Origin of the sequence: Paenibacillus sp. NAIST15-1 (assembly GCF_001894745.1) — a bacterium.
In the GTDB taxonomy this organism is placed as follows: Bacteria; Bacillota; Bacilli; order Paenibacillales; family Paenibacillaceae; genus Paenibacillus_B; species Paenibacillus_B suaedae.
The window spans coordinates 402,465-420,090 of record NZ_BBYF01000001.1 but is presented as its reverse complement, the minus strand read 5'-3'; the positions used below and the strand labels follow the sequence as shown (position 1 = coordinate 420,090).

Annotated in this window: 15 protein-coding genes and 2 other annotated features; of the genes, 9 read left to right on the top strand and 6 right to left on the bottom strand. The window is 48.9% G+C overall.

The window, feature by feature from the left end:
* Positions 1-39: 39 nt before the first annotated feature.
* Entirely contained in the window at positions 40-1,158 is a 1,119-nt protein-coding gene (locus tag PBN151_RS01865) for a peptidoglycan DD-metalloendopeptidase family protein (RefSeq protein ID WP_072727410.1), read from the bottom strand.
* Between the two features lie 147 nt (positions 1,159-1,305).
* Positions 1,306-3,516 carry a penicillin-binding transpeptidase domain-containing protein gene (locus PBN151_RS01860; RefSeq protein ID WP_072727409.1) on the bottom strand — a complete coding sequence of 737 codons (2,211 nt, stop codon included), beginning with the start codon at positions 3,514-3,516 and terminating at the stop codon, positions 1,306-1,308.
* Positions 3,517-3,701: 185 nt separating this feature from the next.
* Between PBN151_RS01860 and cls the strand changes: the two genes are divergently transcribed.
* The gene (gene cls / locus PBN151_RS01855; protein WP_072727408.1) at positions 3,702-5,129 is read left to right on the top strand and encodes a cardiolipin synthase; all 1,428 of its coding nucleotides are present in this window, start codon (positions 3,702-3,704) and stop codon (positions 5,127-5,129) included.
* On the opposite strand, the gene ligD is transcribed toward cls, so the two are convergent.
* The 3 genes from ligD to ku form a co-directional block, all read right to left on the bottom strand.
* Positions 5,112-6,053 (bottom strand): non-homologous end-joining DNA ligase, encoded by a 942-nt coding sequence (ligD, locus tag PBN151_RS01850; RefSeq protein WP_083544785.1) that lies wholly within the window; start codon positions 6,051-6,053, stop codon positions 5,112-5,114. The two genes, cls and ligD, sit on opposite strands and share 18 nt — an antisense overlap.
* A 107-nt stretch (positions 6,054-6,160) precedes the next feature.
* Positions 6,161-7,207 carry an ATP-dependent DNA ligase gene (locus tag PBN151_RS01845; protein ID WP_083544783.1) on the bottom strand — a complete coding sequence of 349 codons (1,047 nt, stop codon included), beginning with the start codon at positions 7,205-7,207 and terminating at the stop codon, positions 6,161-6,163.
* Positions 7,207-8,310, bottom strand: a complete 1,104-nt coding sequence (gene ku / locus PBN151_RS01840; RefSeq protein WP_072727407.1) for a non-homologous end joining protein Ku — start codon at positions 8,308-8,310, stop codon at positions 7,207-7,209. Before ku ends, PBN151_RS01845 begins: the two co-directional genes overlap by 1 nt.
* 216 nt (positions 8,311-8,526) lie before the next feature.
* Between ku and PBN151_RS01835 the strand changes: the two genes are divergently transcribed.
* The 8 genes from PBN151_RS01835 to PBN151_RS01805 all read left to right on the top strand — a co-directional run bounded on the left by PBN151_RS01835 (position 8,527) and on the right by PBN151_RS01805 (position 15,442).
* On the top strand, positions 8,527-8,718 hold the full coding sequence (locus PBN151_RS01835; RefSeq protein ID WP_072727741.1) for an H-type small acid-soluble spore protein: 192 nt from the start codon (positions 8,527-8,529) through the stop codon (positions 8,716-8,718).
* Positions 8,719-9,013: 295 nt separating this feature from the next.
* Positions 9,014-9,493, top strand: coding sequence for a tRNA (adenosine(37)-N6)-threonylcarbamoyltransferase complex ATPase subunit type 1 TsaE (gene tsaE, locus PBN151_RS01830; protein WP_021254337.1), 480 nt, complete (start codon positions 9,014-9,016; stop codon positions 9,491-9,493).
* 3 nt (positions 9,494-9,496) lie between these two features.
* The gene (gene tsaB / locus PBN151_RS01825; RefSeq protein WP_072727406.1) at positions 9,497-10,378 is read left to right on the top strand and encodes a tRNA (adenosine(37)-N6)-threonylcarbamoyltransferase complex dimerization subunit type 1 TsaB; all 882 of its coding nucleotides are present in this window, start codon (positions 9,497-9,499) and stop codon (positions 10,376-10,378) included.
* A 138-nt stretch (positions 10,379-10,516) separates the two neighbouring features.
* A complete protein-coding gene (rimI, locus tag PBN151_RS01820; protein WP_051249928.1) occupies positions 10,517-10,966 on the top strand; it encodes a ribosomal protein S18-alanine N-acetyltransferase in 450 nt (149 codons plus the stop codon).
* 69 nt (positions 10,967-11,035) lie between these two features.
* Positions 11,036-12,037, top strand: a complete 1,002-nt coding sequence (tsaD, locus tag PBN151_RS01815; RefSeq protein ID WP_072727740.1) for a tRNA (adenosine(37)-N6)-threonylcarbamoyltransferase complex transferase subunit TsaD — start codon at positions 11,036-11,038, stop codon at positions 12,035-12,037.
* Positions 12,038-12,151: 114 nt separating this feature from the next.
* Positions 12,152-12,436: a binding site (T-box leader), on the top strand.
* Positions 12,437-12,498: 62 nt separating this feature from the next.
* Positions 12,499-12,777: a binding site (T-box leader), on the top strand.
* Between the two features lie 145 nt (positions 12,778-12,922).
* Positions 12,923-14,497 carry a 2-isopropylmalate synthase gene (locus PBN151_RS01810; RefSeq protein WP_072727405.1) on the top strand — a complete coding sequence of 525 codons (1,575 nt, stop codon included), beginning with the start codon at positions 12,923-12,925 and terminating at the stop codon, positions 14,495-14,497.
* An 86-nt stretch (positions 14,498-14,583) separates the two neighbouring features.
* Positions 14,584-14,709 (top strand): hypothetical protein, encoded by a 126-nt coding sequence (locus tag PBN151_RS32220; RefSeq protein ID WP_265332066.1) that lies wholly within the window; start codon positions 14,584-14,586, stop codon positions 14,707-14,709.
* Positions 14,710-14,965: 256 nt separating this feature from the next.
* On the top strand, positions 14,966-15,442 hold the full coding sequence (locus PBN151_RS01805; protein WP_072727404.1) for a YbaK/EbsC family protein: 477 nt from the start codon (positions 14,966-14,968) through the stop codon (positions 15,440-15,442).
* A gap of 93 nt (positions 15,443-15,535) precedes the next feature.
* Here the strand turns inward: PBN151_RS01805 and PBN151_RS01800 are convergent, their stop codons facing one another.
* Complete coding sequence (locus PBN151_RS01800) at positions 15,536-17,506, bottom strand: ABC-F family ATP-binding cassette domain-containing protein (RefSeq protein WP_072727403.1); 1,971 nt, start codon at positions 17,504-17,506, stop codon at positions 15,536-15,538.
* Between the last annotated feature and the right edge of the window lie 120 nt (positions 17,507-17,626).

Below are 17,626 nucleotides of genomic sequence, written 5' to 3'. Positions count from 1 at the left end.
GCTCGCATAACCTCCTTGAAATGGATCGGGATGACGAAGCTAGGATTGATAAATCGGATACGAGTCGGCACGAGTGCTGAGAGACGTTAATGGTTCGCTTGAACGTCTGTTGCGAATAAGAGGAGTAGGGATAGATTTCTTGGAACTTGTAGTCTCATACAGAGCGTTGCGTACATAAGGAAACGGATCGATCGGTTCGCCGCGCTGTACAATTTGAAAATGAAGATGAGGCCCTGTACTTCTTCCGGTATTCCCAAGCTTGGCAATATGGTCGCCTTTCGCCACTGTGTCATTTACGTCGATGAGGATCGACTGTAGATGCATATACCAGGTGTCTAGCTGATTGACATGGCGGATGACGATATAGTTGCCGCGAGCTGGCTGAAATCCGGCCTCAATGACCTTGCCGTCAGCTGCGGCATAGACGGGGTCGCCCAGCTCGCCGCCGATGTCGAGTCCCGCATGGAAGGCGGCTCGGCCATGCATTGGATCTTGGCGATAGCCGAAGCTGGATGTGATGCGGCGTGACTTCGTCGGCCAGATGGACGGCGTTCCTGCGATCGTCGATTGTCTGTTCTGTGCTTGCTTCAAGGTAGTCGGAACAGAACGCTGCATTGTATTCAACATGTCACTTACTTGCTTGAGATCGATGCGAGAGCGGTTTGCCAAATTCAGAATTTGATCCGTGCTCGCCTCGATGTCTTCGCCGCCAACCTGAATGCGTTCATTCCAAACAGAGGATTGTGAGGGGGCAGATAGCATAGCTGAATGTTTGGATGCATCCGAAGGAGCGATGTATCCTTCGACGAATTGCTGAAGCTGCTTCTCCAGGGAACTCATCTGCTCCATTTGATCCTTGACGGATTCTGCTTGGGAAGACAAGCGGATGACTTCATTTTTCAGAAGACGAATAGCCTCGTCCTTGTCCTTCACGGTGACGTCCAAGGCCATAGTCTGGGAAGTCACTTGTCCCTGAAGCTCTTGAATATGTGCGGTAGATTTCCATTGCATAGCCAGAAAGAGCCCAGATATCGATATGACTGCCGCAATCGGGACGGAGACAACTAGCATTTTCGATACACTGACCTGCTTCACTGCTTGATCTGCATCACGAATGACAAGCAGTGTCATCGATCCATTCCACCAATGCCGTTTCATCCTATCACCTCAACTTTAGACGCGTCATCAAGCATTCCCCTTCCCGGGTTAGCTTGCTGCTCGCGCACGATTCGCATGCTCGTAAGAAAGTTGTCTATTGATCTCTATTCAACGATTCCTCAAAACATACCTTTTTTCGTGGAGGCGTCACTTGTTCTCTGTCTTGGTTGGCACCAAAGTTTCAGAAGAAGTAGAGCCTTGTTGTGGATTTCGATAGCTTCCGGCTTGCAAATAGAGTGTTACAGATTGTTGTTCTCCGGCCATACTCTCTTCTTGCTTGACGACATACCCCTCCCCGATGATGGTGGCTTTGCGATCAAGCAACTGGCAGATGGTAAGTGCGTCTCTCAGCGACAATCCGGCAAGCGTAGGGAGGGGAACGTCCTTCTCCTTGCTTGTTAGTAAATAGACTGGCTGCTGTTCATACAGCTCTTCACCCTGCTGCGGATATTGTTCAAGCACTTGCGTACCTTTTCCAAGCACAACGGCATGCATGCGTCTATCTTTGATAGCCTGCACGGAGTCCTTTACCGGTTTTGATTTATAATTTCCTACGACAGCTGTATTCTTCGCTTCCACTTTGCTGTTGATCTTTACCGGTGGTTCAGAACCTTCATCGTTAGTAGGGAGTAGACTTGGATCGGGCTTAATCCCCATATATTGAAGCGTACTGAGCATGATGGAGCGGAAGGCGGGCATAGCGACCTGACCACCCAAGGAGGAGTCGCCTCCAAGATCGGGTTCGTCCACTACAACCGCGACGACAGCCTTCGGGTTATCGGCCGGTGCGTAGCCGACAAATGAAATAAGCCAATTTTTCTCCTTATATCCTCCTCGTTTGGTCGGTTTCTGTGCAGTACCGGTCTTGCCGGCTACTCGATAGCCATCGATGATGGCAGGCTTGCCCGTGCCTTTTAGAATAACTTGCTCTAAGCGCTCTGTGACCTCTCTCGCAGTGGCAGGGGAGACGACCTGATGCTCAGTCTGAGTGGAAGGAGTGAAGTCATTCTTCAGGATGCTTGTCGGCATCCATTTCCCACCGTTCGCGATGCTGGCATAAGCGGCTGCAAGCTGGAGTGTGTTTACGCGCACACTGCCTTGCCCGTATGTTGCGGTTGCAATCTCGGAAGGACGCTCAAATCGAATAAGAGGCGCTGCCTCCCCACTTAATTCGATGCCTGTTGGATATGTAAATCCGAAGCGGTCAATATAGTCGTACAGCTTCTCCTTACCGAGCTTCTCCAAGCCCAATTTGACGAAGGCGACATTACTTGACTTCTCCAATCCTTGCTGGTAGCTGATCGTTCCCCAGCCATCCTTCTTCACATCGTGAATGAGGTTGCCGGGAACCTTGATCGAGCCAGAGACAAATGTATCGTCCGGTCGGAATACGTTCTCCTCAATGGCAGCTGCAAGTGTAACGATCTTGAACGTTGATCCAGGCTCGTATCCGAAATGTATGGTATCGTTCGTCAAGGCGCCAATATTCGATATATCCCAGTATCGGTTCGGATTGAAATCCGGTTTCGAGGACATAGCTAGCACTTCCATCGAATACGGATCCATAACAACGGCCATGGCTCTGGCAGGCTGCCATTGCTTCATGACACGAGTCATGGCCTCGTCTACGAACCGCTGAACCTCGATATCAATCGTAAGCGTTACGGACTGACCGTCAATGGGCGGTGTTGTCGAACGGCTTGCCAGTGCAATGGGGTTGCCGCGATTATCCCTCAGAAATGCTGCCTTGCCATTCACACCTTGCAGCTGTTCATTGAATTTGCCTTCAATGCCGGATACAGCTTGTCCTTCTTTATTGATATATCCGAGTACGTGAGCGGCTAATTGATTATAGGGGTAATAACGCTTGGAGGACTTCATTAATCCAACCCCATAATCAGGGAAATGCAGCCACTCTCCATAATCCAATTCTTTGCCGAAGAGGGTGCGGAAATCATCGAGCTTCGAATAGTCCATGAGCCAGCCTTCTGTGCGCACTTCGACTTGGCGCTGCTTCGTTCGGCTAATGAGATCATTGAGCTCGGGAAGAGGTTTGCCCGTTATTTGATGAAGCCCATCGGCAACTCGACTTTGCTGCTTCAGATGCTCGATCTCCTGCGGGAAAACCACCAGATTATATGCTGAGGCTTCGAGAGCAAGCGGCTTCTGGTTTCGATCATATATTGTGCCTCTTTTGGCCAGAAGAACCTCGCTGCGCGCCCAGGTCTTTACATTGTGTTCCATGTAGAAATCATAACTGATGACTTGAATCCAGAACGTGCGTATGATTAAGACGAGAAAAACAAATACCATGATCATACCTAGTGCAAATACGCGCAATCGAATTCTGCGGTTCATGATCGACTGATCCTCCATGGAAAGTGTTGGGGTAGTAATATTTACTGTACATGGAGTGTGGTTATTGTACAAGAGGATACAATGGAAAAAACGCAGTACTGTTCGTGTGAACCATCAAATGATCTGGAATGGATAGGAATATGGTATAAATAGAAGACGTCACATTACGGAGGTTGCACGAATTCATGATATGGGTCATCGTAATATTGCTTGTGTACTTCTTCCAAATCGTGACGATTGTGCTCTCAGAATACAAGCATCCATCTAAAGCAGTTGCCTGGTTATTGATTCTTTTCTGCTTTCCTCTCATTGGCTTTGTCATGTATTACTTTCTGGCTCAGGAATATACGGCTCGTAGACGTGTGCGCAAGCATGAATTGTGGGGAGAATACGTTAATAAAAGCGAGCTGTCCAAGTTGAGTATTATTGATCAAGTTGAGGAATTGAACAACAGCGATATGCTTAAGCATGAACGTTTGTTTTCTTTAATTTCTACTTTGTCGCCCAGCCCGATAACCAGCTGCAACTCAACTGAGGTATTAACGAATGGACAGGCTGCGTTTGAATCGATGCTGGACGCTATCCGCGGGGCGAAGCGTCATATACATATGGAATTTTATATTATTCGAGATGATGGTATTGGCACGATGTTTCAAGAAGCACTGATTGCGAAGGCGAAGGAAGGCGTCAAGGTGCGCATCATTGCGGATGGGGTAGGAAGCATTGAGCTGCGGCGCAAATATGTGCGCAAGCTCCAGCAGGCAGGCGTGGAATTTCATTGGTTCCTTCCTGTGTGGGTATCTTTCTTTCGGCGCAGGCTCAACTACCGGAACCATCGCAAGATTGTCGTGATTGACGGGACGATTGGATTTGTTGGCGGTATTAATATCGGTGACGATTATTTAGGGTTGAACCACAAGCTGGGGTTTTGGAGAGATACACATTTGCGGGTAGTAGGGGATGGTGTCTACGCGCTTCAGGCCGTATTTCTGCACGACTGGTCCTTTGTGAAGGAGCCGCCGAATGATCGGCAGGATCTATTTCCTGAACATACCTGTCAAGGCTGTGAGCAGGTGAAGATGATTTCAAGCGGGCCAGACGCAAGCTGGGATGCCATTCAAGAGCTGTTCTTCGGAGCATTAAGCTCGGCGCAGGAACGGATGTGGATAATAACGCCATACTTCATTCCTGATTTAAGCATCCGGCTTGCATTGAAGACGGCAGCGGTAAGCGGAATTGATGTGCGGGTTATTATTCCGGGGAAGTCGGATTCACGCATCGTAGATTGGGGCTCCTTATCCTATGTGGAAGAGCTCATGCAGTCCGGGGTTCGCTTTTATCAATATCAGAAAGGCTTCGCCCATGCAAAAGCATTTATTATGGATAACGCGCTGGGTTCAGTCGGAACTGCGAATTTGGATATGCGCAGCTTTTTTAGTAATTTTGAGATCAATGCGGTGTTGTTCGACAAGCAGGCAATTGAACGATTGGAGCAGGATTTCTATAAGGATTTTGATGACAGTGTTGAAATTGATTATACGAAGTTCGTTCATCGCTCCCGCTGGCAACGGGCAGCCGAGGCGTTGGCTCGGCTGCTATCGCCGCTTCTGTAATGCAGCAATGTGGCTTGCTAGTGCTTCCAATACTGGCTCAATGTGCTGCTTCGGCTCAAGCTGAATGAGATCGCCTGTTAGCTGCAGGCGATCAGCAGCATTAAGCAGATGGAAATCCCGAGGCATCGGATTCCGTCTGACTTCATCCCAAGTAAGCGGCATGGAGACGGATGCATATCGCGTTGCTCGTGGTGTATAGGGAGCCGCGATGGTTCGTCCTTTGTCATGCTGCATGTAATCGATATAAATCTTAGTGCCGCGATTTTTTTTGAATCGTTCAATCGTGAACAGCTTCGGGTGACGTTCACATAAATAAGCCGCAACCACATGTCCCAGTTCTTTTAACTGAGTGAAGGAAGGGCCTTGCTCAATGGGGACTACAATCTGTACGCCTGTTGCACCGGAGGTCTTCGGCACGGAGCGGAGCCCCAGCTGCTCCAGCATATCACCGACGAGCGCAGCTGCCTCCATGATCCGAGGCTCCTCCTCGACAGATGGATCAAGGTCAATAATCCACTCCGTCGGAAGCGGGTCATGAACCTTATGCAGGGAGGGGTGGTATTCGATGCAAGCCAGATTCCCAAGCCAGAGCAATGTCGTAATATCATTGAGCACCACATAAGAAATGCCTTCCGATACAGCCGTTTGAACATAAGGTGGAGTGGGCTCAGGGGCATTTTTCTGATAGAAGAATTTCCCGCTTACGCCATCTGGATAACGTATTGTCGTTAAGTATCTTCCTTCACATGCAGGCAGCAAATAAGGACTAAGCCGTACAAGCTCCTGCATGAACCGTCCTTTAGTAATCCCCATTTCAGGGAACAGCATCTTGTCAGGATTGGTAATCTGCACATGATTCCCGCCGATGTTCAATGTCGTGGCAGAAGTCTGTGCCTGGCTGATAGTCCCCTTTGAAGTTCCCAATATATGAAACCTCCTTCACGCACATTGATGATGGCCGCTCTATGGCCACTCTTCAACGCGCTATAGCCGAATTTATCAGGCACCGTGTTTGAAAATGTTTTGGAATTTCAGGTATTAAGCAGTGGCAGCGTTAAGATGCGCGGATGGCGAAGCAAGCCAGCGTCTGTGTATTCTAGAGCACCGATGAGACAAGGGATAGGATGTCGATACCAGATAATCTGCTCCTTCGATAAGGAAGCAGGCAGCCCTTGTGTTGTTGGACGGTCTGCTGGATGCTTGATTGCCCATGCCGTAAGCAGCTGTCTGCGGAGCTCGTCCAATCCGATAGAGGCCTTGCCTATATATTGCCCTGCAGAATCCGCCAAGACAATGCTTGAAGGACGATTGTCTTTACGCACATAGCCAATTGCGAAAGACTCAAGCTGCATATCCTTCTTCTTCTTTATCCAATCTCGATGCTGTTTCCCTTCTACATAGGGCGAATCCAATCGCTTGCTGACGATTCCTTCCCACCCACGCTCGTTGACCCACTGCCATAAGGCGTCGCCATCATCGAAGCAATCCGTTACGAAGCAACGTTCTGTTGATGGTATTGGCAGGCTAATAAGGCGTTCATAACGCTCAGAGTAGGGACATGCCCGGACATCCTTCCCATTGCATGCGAGCAGGTCGAAGAGTACGTAGATGGCTTGCAACGCTTTACCTGCTCCTTGCGCTCTTGTCCGCTCCCGCTGAAGCACAAGCGGGAATGACGGGCGCAGCGTCTTAGGATCCATTACAACGACTTCTCCATCCAAGAGCACAGGGTGCTGAAGCGTTCTCGACCATTGATTGAGTATCCCGGTTACTTCTGGGTAGATACTGGTCTTGTTAAGCAATTTCTTCGAGTACAGCTGTACGCTCCCAGGAGAGCATAAAGCTAATATGCGTACCCCATCCCACTTTAGTTGATGCGTCCAGCCTGCTCCTGTAGGGATATGGGAGGACAGCAGCGGGGACATGGGAGGGGCAGGCAGTCGATACGCAGCAGAAAGAGATTCCTTCGTCTGTTCTGTACCTTGATTAGAAGGTATAGAAAGTAAGTCTGATTGTGAGGGAACGTTAGAATTGGCAATCGACGTTGCAGTCAGATTACGCGGCCCATCCTCTCTCATTAGGAGCTCAAGCCTTCCTTCGATTTCTTAGTACTTCTGCGCCGACGTGCAGGAGGGGCTGGTTCTGCAGCTTCTCCGCTAGCTGCTTGCTTAGCTGGAACACGTGTGGAAGTGCTGCGAGCCTTGCGCCTGCTTCGAGGAGCTTCTTCGGACAGGGCTGAATCGTTCACAGCTGCATTTGCATCGGTTTGCACGGTACTTGTTTCCTGTGCTGCCGTTTCAGATTTTCGTTTAGTTGTTCTTCGTTTCCGTGACGATGCGCCTTCTGTAGCTGTTGCATTGCTTGCTGTTACCGGCTGACTTACGCCTGTATCCGTGCTAATCGGTGCAGGTGATTTCATTGCCTCGATGCTGGCTTGCAATGCAGCCATCAAATCAACGACATTGGCGGTAGGCTGAGCAGCAGGAGCGGTTCGAACCTCTTGTCCTGCAATTTTCCGTTCGATACGTTCCAATAGGCGTGCTCGGTACTCGTCCGTATATTTTTCAGGCTCGAAGGTAGTTGATAACTGGCTAATAAGCAGCTTGGCCATCTCGAGTTCTTTAGGGTTCACCTGTACCTGTTCCGGAACATTCGGTACTTGAGTCGAAGCCCGGATCTCATCGGGGTAATGCATCGTCTCCATTACGAGGCAATTGTTCAAAACACGGATTGCAGCAAGACTGCTCTTTGCACGAAGGGTAACCTTAGCAATTCCAATCTTGCCAGTCTCATTGAGGGCTTCCCTCAGAAGTTGATACGCATTCGCCCCTGCTTGGTCTGGGGAGAGGTAATACGTTTTCTGGTAATAAATTGGGTCAATTTCCTGCAAGTCGACAAAATCAATGATGGAGATAGCACGGTTGGCCTCTTCTTGCAGCTGCTCCAATTCCTCTTTGTCGAATAAGACGAAACGCCCTTTCTCATACTCATATCCCTTGATGATCTCGTCCCAGGCCACCTCTTTGTCGCATACCGGACAGGATCGAACGTAGGATAACGGGCTGCCGCACTCTTTATGAATCATGCGCATGGATATATCCTTATCCTCGGTTGCGGTATGCATTTTGACAGGGACGTGTACAAGGCCGAAGCTTATGGCGCCTTTCCAAACCGTATGCATGCTGTGCCTCCTTTGCTTATCGATACTTGATGATCACATTAGTAAGCATGACAAATGTAAAATGATTGCCTGATCTCAGTATGTGACAGATGCACAGGGGTTACCCATTCAGAATCATGCATGAAATAGGAAGCGCTGAGCCATCTTAACAGAAGGTAGCTGCAGGCTGGATCTGGCGAATGCGGCATGGAAATTGAAGGAGGATGGGACAAGATGATGGACGCCAATCGTGCGAAGCAAATATTGGAGATGAAGGATACGGTGCCTGTTCGCTTGGACGGTGAACAGTCTGTATGGATTGAAAGTGTGGATGTAGCGAATAGTATGGCAACCGTTCAAGTGGGAACGAATCCATTGAACACGCAGACGGTAGCGGTTGACCGTTTAATTGAGGAGAAGAAGCATTAACGCCTCTTTATAGAATGATGTATCAAGAGAAGGGAGAAGGCGCCTGCGGCATGCAGGTGTCTTTTTGTATATTGGACATTTGATGGTAAGCCTTTCTTTTTGGTAGGTGAAGATGGTTCTTGGATGGTGATGGGAGCGTGACATGGATTGCATGTAGGGTCTTAGAAATCTATTTTCCAATGGTACATTTGTACGATGACTTCGCATGTTTCTAGGGCAGATCTCGGTTTGGAGATGTAGAATTTATGCTATAATGATAACTTAGTTACTATACGTATCGTGATGGAGGACAAATATGAATCAAATTGCGGAATTTGCCTTCCGCTCAAGCAGCGAAGCGGATACGGAACGACTGGCTTCCCGGCTGGCTGAACGGTTCCATGCGGGAACTGTAATCGCGCTTGATGGGGACTTAGGCGCAGGCAAGACGAGGTTCTCACAGGCTGTAGCGAAGGCGCTGGGCATTACGGGTGTCGTGAACAGCCCAACCTTTACGATTATTAAGGAATACGAAGGCGATGCGTTGCCTTTATATCATATGGACGTATATCGGATATCGATGGCGGAAGCGGACGAGCTGGGGCTGGATGAGTACTTCTATGGAGAAGGCGTGTCCTTGGTGGAATGGTCCAGCATTATTACCCCGATCTTGCCTCCGCAGCATTTGCACTTGTTCATTCAGAATGAGGGAGAGACAGAACGCATCATTCGATTGACTGGATACGGGGAGCCGTACGTGTCATGGGTGAATGAATTGAAACGGATGGGAGTATGAATCATGGCAGTACAACAGGAGCAAGTCAAGGTGTTAGCGTTAGATACCTCTACTTCTACTATGGCTCTAGCGCTTCTTCATGATAAGAGAACAGCAGCTCAGCTTGAATCCCAAGCTGAACGCAATCATTCCTTGAAGCTGGTTCCAGCGATGCAATCCATGCTGAAGGATCTGGATTGGAAGGGGGTTGATCTGTCTCTCCTCGCCGTGGGGATTGGACCAGGCTCTTATACAGGTGTGCGAATTTCCGTTACAGCTGCGAAGACCATGGCCTGGGCATGGGGCAAACCGGTTGTCGGTGTGTCAAGCTTGCATGCATTAGCGCTAAGCGGACTAGAAGCTGTTCGCGAGGGAAAAGTCTCAGATGGGGCCCTAAAGATAGGCAGAGACTGGGTTTATCCGTTAGTGGACGCTCGGAGAGGCCAAGTATATACGGCTCGGTTCCGCACAGGGACAGATACAGGCGCTGTCGAAGTAGAAGATAAGACTTCTAGACAAGAACCGGAATGGGATGCACAACTCGGATATCGCGTGCAAGAGGATGGCATTCGATTGTTCAGTCAGGTGGCTGAAGAGGTGGCACACCTATTGCAATCCACTGATTTAGAGCCGGTTGATATTCCCGAACATGTATGGTTCGTCGGAGAGATTGAGCCGCATATGGAACGAATTGCAGCACTTCAAGAACAATTCGGAGATCGGATACAGGCGGTTCCTTGTATGATGAAGGCCCATTGGATCGGCCGAATTGGAAGCAAGGCCTTCCATCAAGGTGAGATTGGTGACACACACCGACTGGAGCCGAATTACACACAATTGACGGAAGCGGAATCGAAGCTGCTTGCGAAGGAGCAGGCGGCAGCCAAGGCTGTACAACAATCGTAAAGGAGCGTACTTCGAATGGGACAAGCTGAAGAACAGAAGGCTGGAATTGTGTCACAGCCGCGACATGCAGGTCAGGACGAGGCGAATGTTAATCACTCTTCTCAGCTGAAACAAGCTCAACATGTTCAATTTCGCCGTATGACGATTGATGATATCTCGGGTGTGCTCGCGGTTGAGCATGCTTCATTTACGTTGCCATGGACACAAGATGCTTTCCGTAATGAGATGACGAACAATTTATTTGCAAAATATATCGTGATGACAGCGGGTGAGCGTATTATCGGTTATGCAGGAATGTGGACCGTCCTGGATGAGGCGCATATTACGAATATTGCTGTACATCCAGAATATCGAGGGCAGCGGCTCGGAGAAATGCTGCTGCAAGAGCTAGTTCAGCTGGCGCACTCACTTGAAATGCTGCGAATGACACTTGAAGTGCGTGTCTCGAATCATGTCGCACAGCGATTGTATGCCAAGTTCGGCTTCACTTCGCAAGGCGTGCGCAAAGGCTATTACTCCGATAACCAAGAAGACGCGCTTATTATGTGGTCAGACTTGGATCCTACGGCTCCCTATGCAAGACCCTAAGGCGCTAACTGATTAAAGCAGGTGAAATCATTGACGAACCAATCTATTAAAGATAATTCTTGCCTCATTATGTCTATTGAAACGAGCTGCGATGAGACCTCAGTAGCTCTCGTCCGCGATGGACGAGAGGTACTGTCCAATATGGTGTCCAGTCAAATCGACGTTCATCGCCGCTTCGGCGGAGTTGTTCCGGAGATTGCCTCTCGCAAGCATGTCGAGACGATTACGGTGATGCTGGAGCAGGCGCTTCAGGAAGCAGACGTTACGATGGCAGATGTAGATGCAATTGCGGTAACACAAGGGCCGGGTCTAGTCGGATCGCTGCTTGTTGGCGTTGTCGCTGCCAAATCACTGTCTATGGCTCTTGATATTCCGCTCATTGGAACTCATCATATTGCGGGTCATATTTATGCGAATCGACTAGTGGAAGAGATTGAGTACCCATGCATGGCGCTCGTAGTGTCTGGGGGTCATACAGAACTTGTGCTCTTGGAGGAAGAAGGAAAATTCCAGTTAATCGGGCGTACAAGAGACGACGCAGTAGGCGAGGCTTATGACAAGGTAGCACGGGCAGTCGGCTTCCCATATCCGGGGGGTCCGCATATCGACCGGCTGGCAGTTGAATCAATCGAGGAGGTCGAGATGCCCCGAGCTTGGCTTGATCCCGAATCGTACGACTTCAGCTTCAGTGGATTGAAATCTGCCGTGCTGAATGCGGTCAACCAGGCAAAGATGAAGGGGGACGAGCCGAATTACGCAGGAATTGCCCGTGGATTCCAGCTCTCTGTCATCGACGTGCTGATTGGCAAAGCGATGCGGGCTGTTCAACAATACGGTGCGAAGCAGCTTCTGCTGTGCGGAGGGGTTGCCGCCAACCGGGGCCTGCGGGCAGCATTGGCAGAACGCTGTGCTGCTGAGGGGATTCCGCTGCTCATCCCGCCATTCGAATATTGTACGGACAATGCGGCAATGATTGGAGCTGCTGCTTACTTGAAGTGGAAGCATGGTCAGTCTACGCCGCTTGACTTCAAGGCAGAGCCATCGTTCTCCTTAGAAGCGTGGTCCGTGTAATCCATTGCAGAATGCAGCTTCTTTCAAGCGTCGATAATTAGGTATTGACGATTTCAGATGAGGGCAATATAATAGTCATCAAACCTAAATCCTTCCATGGAATGGGAAATACGGTATAACGCTAAGATCAGGAGTAGTAGGGAAATTGCTGTTCAAATGAAGAGAGCTGCGGGATGGTGCAACGCAGTGGCAGCAAGCCTGAACTCGCCTGTGAGCGGATCGGCGGAATGAAGTACGCAGATACGGTAGCCCCCGTCATCGGGCGTACATGACGATATATTTCTAGGCTGTGGCCTGCGTGTATCGACATGTGCATGAAGCGGATGAGGCTTCATCTATCGCGAAGATGGAGTTCATCAACTAGAGTGGTACCACGGCAGAACACCTGTCGTCTCTAACGAGGCGACAGGTTTTTTTATTGTCACCCAACTTAATCGAACGACACGACAATAACATAGTATTCATACACAACGAACAGGAGTAGTAAGAGTTGAACTGTCTCACAGCAAGCTGCGGGGTGATGCGACGCAGTGACAGTAAAGTCTGAACTCGCCTGGGAGTGGAACAGCTGAACGAGCATGATTGGATATGACGATATTCCGATTATATTCGATAAGCAGTTACGGTACCTGCCGTTATCAGGCATGAGAGGAAGGTCTCGAATAGGAGCTGGCTGCGCCTGCATCTTATATGGCCTTCAATCGGAGTGGTACCGCGGCATACAACCTGTCGTCTCCTGATACGTGGAGACGATAGGTTTTTTTGTATTCATTTCTCCTTTTGGAGTATGTCTCTGGACGACAGAAAAATAATTTCCGTTTGAAGATGAATAACGAGTTTCTATGCTGATTCCCTATAGCCTTTCCATATGAAGGAGGACTTTCTATGTCAACGAACAATAGCAATATGGTTCGAATTTTCGATACTACGCTGCGGGATGGAGAGCAAGCACCAGGTGCAGCTCTCACGTTGGATCAGAAGTTGGAGCTGGCGGGGAGACTCGCTGCATTGGGTGTAGATGTCATGGAGCCGGGATTTCCGGTATCCAGCCCAGGGGAATTTGAGGCCGTACAGCGCATTTCAAGAATGTTCCCTGAGGTTGAAATCTGTGGTTTTGCACGTGCGGTAAAAGAGGATATCGATGCTGCGGTTCGCGCAACCGAAGATGCAGCGAAGAGACGTATCCATCTCTTTATTTCCGCTTCGGATATTCATCTGCAATATCAGCTGCGCAAGACTCGGGAAGAAGTGAAGCAAATGGCACGGGAAATGGTGTCCTACGCCAAGCAATTTGTAGATCAGATTGAGTTCACGGCTATGGATGCGACACGCGCAGACGCTGATTATGTAATTGAACTTGTAGAGACTGCTATTCAAGAAGGAGCCACAATTATTAACTTGCCGGATACAGTTGGTTATGCTCTTCCTGAGGAGTACGGAGCATTATTCCGCAAGGTGAGACAAGGCGCGCGGGGGGCAGACCAAGTTCAATTCAGTGCCCATTGCCATAATGATCTGGGTCTTGCTGTTGCGAACAGCATCGCTGCGATTAAGGCAGGAGCTACTCAGATTGAAGTAACGGTAAATGGGGTTGGGGAACGCACAGGCAATTGCGCGTTGGAAGAGCTCGTGATGGCACTGAATACGCGGAATGATGTATTGCGGGCGGGCACGCAGATCAAGCCAGAGCACTTATACGAAACGTCTCGCATGGTTAGCCGCATGATGCATTTCCCGATTGCATTCAACAAGCCGATTGTGGGCCGCAACGCTTTCCAGCATGAGTCTGGTATTCATCAGGATGGATTGCTCAAAAACCGCAGCACTTACGAGATCATGGATCCTGTTGAGCTGGGCATTCCTCATCATATGATTATTCTGGGCAAGCATTCGGGACGCCATGCACTCAAGCATAGAGCTGCCCAATATGGAGTCTCATTGGATACGAATCAGTTGGAAGAGGTATATGCGAACTTCAAGCAGATGGCTGATCAGCAGAAGGTTGTGACGGATGAACAACTGCTTCATTGCATCGGGGAGACGTTGAATGAACAGCTGGAGGCTGTTGAACTGCTTGATGTTCAAGTAATAGCGGGGAGCTCTCGCAGTCGTGTTGCCTCCGTGGTAGTTAAGAAGCAGGATACTGGAATGGAGCATACTTATGCCGGTGTGGGCAGCGGGCCAATTGAAGCCGTGATACGGGCAATTACGCAGTCCTTCTCTGAACCGATTCAATTTGAAGACTTAGAGCTTCATTCGTTGTCTTCCGGGGAGAATGCTGCGGGCGAGGCCATAGTTACCGTGTCGTGCAATGAATGCCGATACCAAGGAAGTGCGATGCACCAAGATATTGTAATGGCGGCTGCACAAGCCTATGTTGCTGCATGCAATCAAGCCGTTCGAGGCCAAGTGGCTGAGTCAGACCCTATTGCCCAGTCGGGGATTGTGGAGGTATCCTAACGGAGTGTGGACAAAGTTATCCACATATTCCGTTGAAAACGTGGATAGAACGCTTTCGGCCATGCAGGACTAAGGATCTAGTTTTGGTGAAAAAAAGAATAACATTTGCAATGGAATACACTGGAATTGTGGATAATGTGGATAAAACAGTGGATAATCTTGGTTTACAAAATCAAAACACTGCTCTACCAATAAAAAATGAGTGGAAATGAAAACTTGAATTCTGTTTCATAAAGATGAATCTTGTGAATAACCTGTGATTTACGTGGATGTGGTCTTAAGGTCTGCATTTCTTTATGAAAATTCCAAATGGTGGAGTGGGATGCGGGGCATGGATGCTGCGGGATGACTTATCTTTCTCCCGATAAATAATGGTTCGGTGCTGATGCTATTCAGCACTGACCATCCATCTTGTAAGTAGCCATTCAGAGTAAAATTGATTCACCGAGCTGTGATGGAGGTGTTGGAATGGATGAGCTTAAGAACAGTGCTCAGATTGTGCAGGACAAGCTTGCAGCTAGGGGTCTGCCTAATCAGGTTGTTGAGCTGCCGGATAGCACGAGAACCGCGCAAGAAGCCGCAAACACAATCGGGTGTGAAATATCGCAAATCGCAAAGTCAATTATATTTCGCAGAAAGGCTGCAGACCTCCCTTTGCTGATTGTGGCAAGTGGGACGAATCGCGTAAATGAGAGAGCGATCAGTTATCTATTGAACGAAAAGATTGGCAAGGCAGATGCTGATTTTGTCCGAGAACATACAGGCTATGTGATCGGAGGTGTTCCGCCGTTTGCCCATAAGGAATCGATTGAGACGCTGATCGACGAAGAACTGATGAAATATGAAGTGATATGGGCCGCAGCAGGACATCCCAAAGCTGTCTTTCAATTAACGCCTGAGCAGTTAGTGGAATTAACGAACGGAAAGGTAGTTTCTATCACATAGTTCATATGGATAAGTTGTATGGTGCCTGAAGTGTATACAAAAAAGGGATCCCAATGGAGATCCCTTTTCAACACGTATTGAGGATAAACTTTCTTATGCCTCCATAAGCAGCTCCCACTCGGCATATACTTCATCAAGTGCGGCTTTGGACGCATCTAATTGTTCTTGAATCGACTGGACGCGTACATAATCATTGAACACTTCGGGTTCGGTAAGTTCTAGCTCACGAGCAGCAATCTCTGCTTCCAACTCGGCAATTTGCTTCTCGATTTGCTCCAGCTTACGTTGTCGTGCGCGTTCTTCTCGCTTCGACTGCTTATCTGCTTCATACGTAGACAATCCGCTAGGTGCTGCTTCTGATTTGCCTTCCGCCGTACTGCTCTGGAATGAAGCAGGTTTGCTCGGCTGAGATGGATTTGTGGAGAGCAGATCCTTATCTTCTTCCAGCTGCTGCTTCTTCTCTACATAGTCGTCATAATTTCCTAGGAAATGACACGTTCCTTCTGCACTCATTTCCACGATGCGCTCAGCCATCTTGTTCAGGAAGTAACGGTCATGTGAAATAAAGAGCAGTGTGCCTTCATAGTCAATCAGAGCGGATTCGAGCACTTCCTTGCTGAATAGATCCAAATGGTTGGTCGGCTCATCGAGTATGAGCACATTTGCTTGAAGGAGCATCAGCTTGGCTAGTGCTACTCTAGCTTTTTCCCCACCACTGAGGGAAGCGATCTTCTTCTGTACATCGTCTCCGCTGAATAAGAAGCTTCCGAGTACGGTTCGAATTCGAACTTCTTCCATATGCGGATAGGCAGACCATACTTCCTCTATGACGGTTACATTCGGGTTCAGATTCGTCTGTTCCTGATCATAGTAACCAATCGAAACATTCGTGCCCCATTGGATCTGTCCAGCTAATAGATCGTGCTTGCCAGTCAATGCTTTCAACAAGGTGGACTTGCCGATACCATTCGGGCCAATGAGAGCGACCATTTCTCCACGCTTCAATTCGAAGCTTACATGGCGGAATAATGGAGGCTTATGGTCATAGGATGCAGATGCTTCTTCTACTTTAAGCACATCTTTCCCGCTTTGACGTGTAATCTCGAAGCTGAAGCTTGCACGCTTCAGATCCCCTAATGGCTTATCGATTCGTTCCATTTTTTCGAGTGCTTTACGACGGCTTTGTGCACGCTTGGTTGTTGAGGCGCGTACGATATTGCGCTGTACAAAATCTTCAAGCTTTGAGATTTCAACCTGCTGCTTCTCATAGAGTTTCATTTGCTGCTCATATTCGGCTGCCTTCAACTCGATATATTTCGAATAATTGCCTGTATACCGCTTGGCCTGATGGCGTTCGATCTCGATTATCGTCGTCACCATCGCATCTAGGAAGTACCGGTCATGCGATACAACAAGGACAGCGCCAGGGTAGGAGCGTAAGTAACCTTCGAGCCATGTAAGGGTATGGATGTCTAGATGGTTCGTAGGTTCGTCAAGCAGGAGCAAATCAGGCTGTTGCAGCAAAATTCGGGCAAGTGCCAATCTCGTCTTCTGTCCACCGCTCAGCGTGTGAATATGAATCGTGTTCGGATCCATCTGGCCGAACCCCATGCCGTGCAAGATGCTGCGCACACGCGTCTCCATCTCATAGCCGCCATGCTGGCGGAACCAATCTTGTTGCTCCGCATATCGACGCAAGATCTCTTCATATCGAGATTCATTCTCCGCAGTTGCAGGGTCAGCAATAAGACGCTCTAATTCTCGAAGCTCCTGCTCAGCCTCAATGAGGTGAGAGAATACGGACATCATCTCTTCCCAAATCGTCCGTTCCGAATGAAGGCCGGTATGTTGGGCAAGATAGCCGATTCGAGTTTCCTTCGACTTGTATATGATGCCATCATCAGGTGTGAGCTCTCCGGCAATCATTTGCAGGAGCGTAGACTTGCCGGCGCCGTTGACCCCAACTAAGCCAATCCGCTCACGTTCTAAAATTTGAAAAGTAATGTTGGATAACACGGGGGTAATCCCGTAACTTTTGCATATGCCGTTCGCTTGAAGCAGCATCGGTATCTCCTCCGTTTTGGGCAAACTACCATGTCTTAAGAGGTTGTCCAATCCGTGCTACAAGAGCAATCAGAATTGAACATGTCCCCTTAAGTTTACATGAAAATGCGGAAAAGTGCG

What these genes read in the sequence shown, in the direction of transcription:
- rimI (WP_051249928.1), top strand. Translation starts at nt 10,517, where the DNA reads ATGACGATTGATGATATCTCGGGTGTGCTCGCGGTTGAGCATGCTTCA.
- PBN151_RS01865 (WP_072727410.1), bottom strand. Translation starts at nt 1,158, where the DNA reads ATGAAACGGCATTGGTGGAATGGATCGATGACACTGCTTGTCATTCGT.
- PBN151_RS01810 (WP_072727405.1), top strand. Translation starts at nt 12,923, where the DNA reads ATGTCAACGAACAATAGCAATATGGTTCGAATTTTCGATACTACGCTG.
- tsaB (WP_072727406.1), top strand. Translation starts at nt 9,497, where the DNA reads ATGGCAGTACAACAGGAGCAAGTCAAGGTGTTAGCGTTAGATACCTCT.
- PBN151_RS01835 (WP_072727741.1), top strand. Translation starts at nt 8,527, where the DNA reads ATGGACGCCAATCGTGCGAAGCAAATATTGGAGATGAAGGATACGGTG.
- PBN151_RS01805 (WP_072727404.1), top strand. Translation starts at nt 14,966, where the DNA reads ATGGATGAGCTTAAGAACAGTGCTCAGATTGTGCAGGACAAGCTTGCA.
- cls (WP_072727408.1), top strand. Translation starts at nt 3,702, where the DNA reads ATGATATGGGTCATCGTAATATTGCTTGTGTACTTCTTCCAAATCGTG.
- ku (WP_072727407.1), bottom strand. Translation starts at nt 8,310, where the DNA reads ATGCATACGGTTTGGAAAGGCGCCATAAGCTTCGGCCTTGTACACGTC.
- PBN151_RS01800 (WP_072727403.1), bottom strand. Translation starts at nt 17,506, where the DNA reads ATGCTGCTTCAAGCGAACGGCATATGCAAAAGTTACGGGATTACCCCC.
- tsaE (WP_021254337.1), top strand. Translation starts at nt 9,014, where the DNA reads ATGAATCAAATTGCGGAATTTGCCTTCCGCTCAAGCAGCGAAGCGGAT.
- tsaD (WP_072727740.1), top strand. Translation starts at nt 11,036, where the DNA reads ATGTCTATTGAAACGAGCTGCGATGAGACCTCAGTAGCTCTCGTCCGC.
- PBN151_RS01860 (WP_072727409.1), bottom strand. Translation starts at nt 3,516, where the DNA reads ATGAACCGCAGAATTCGATTGCGCGTATTTGCACTAGGTATGATCATG.
- PBN151_RS01845 (WP_083544783.1), bottom strand. Translation starts at nt 7,207, where the DNA reads ATGAGAGAGGATGGGCCGCGTAATCTGACTGCAACGTCGATTGCCAAT.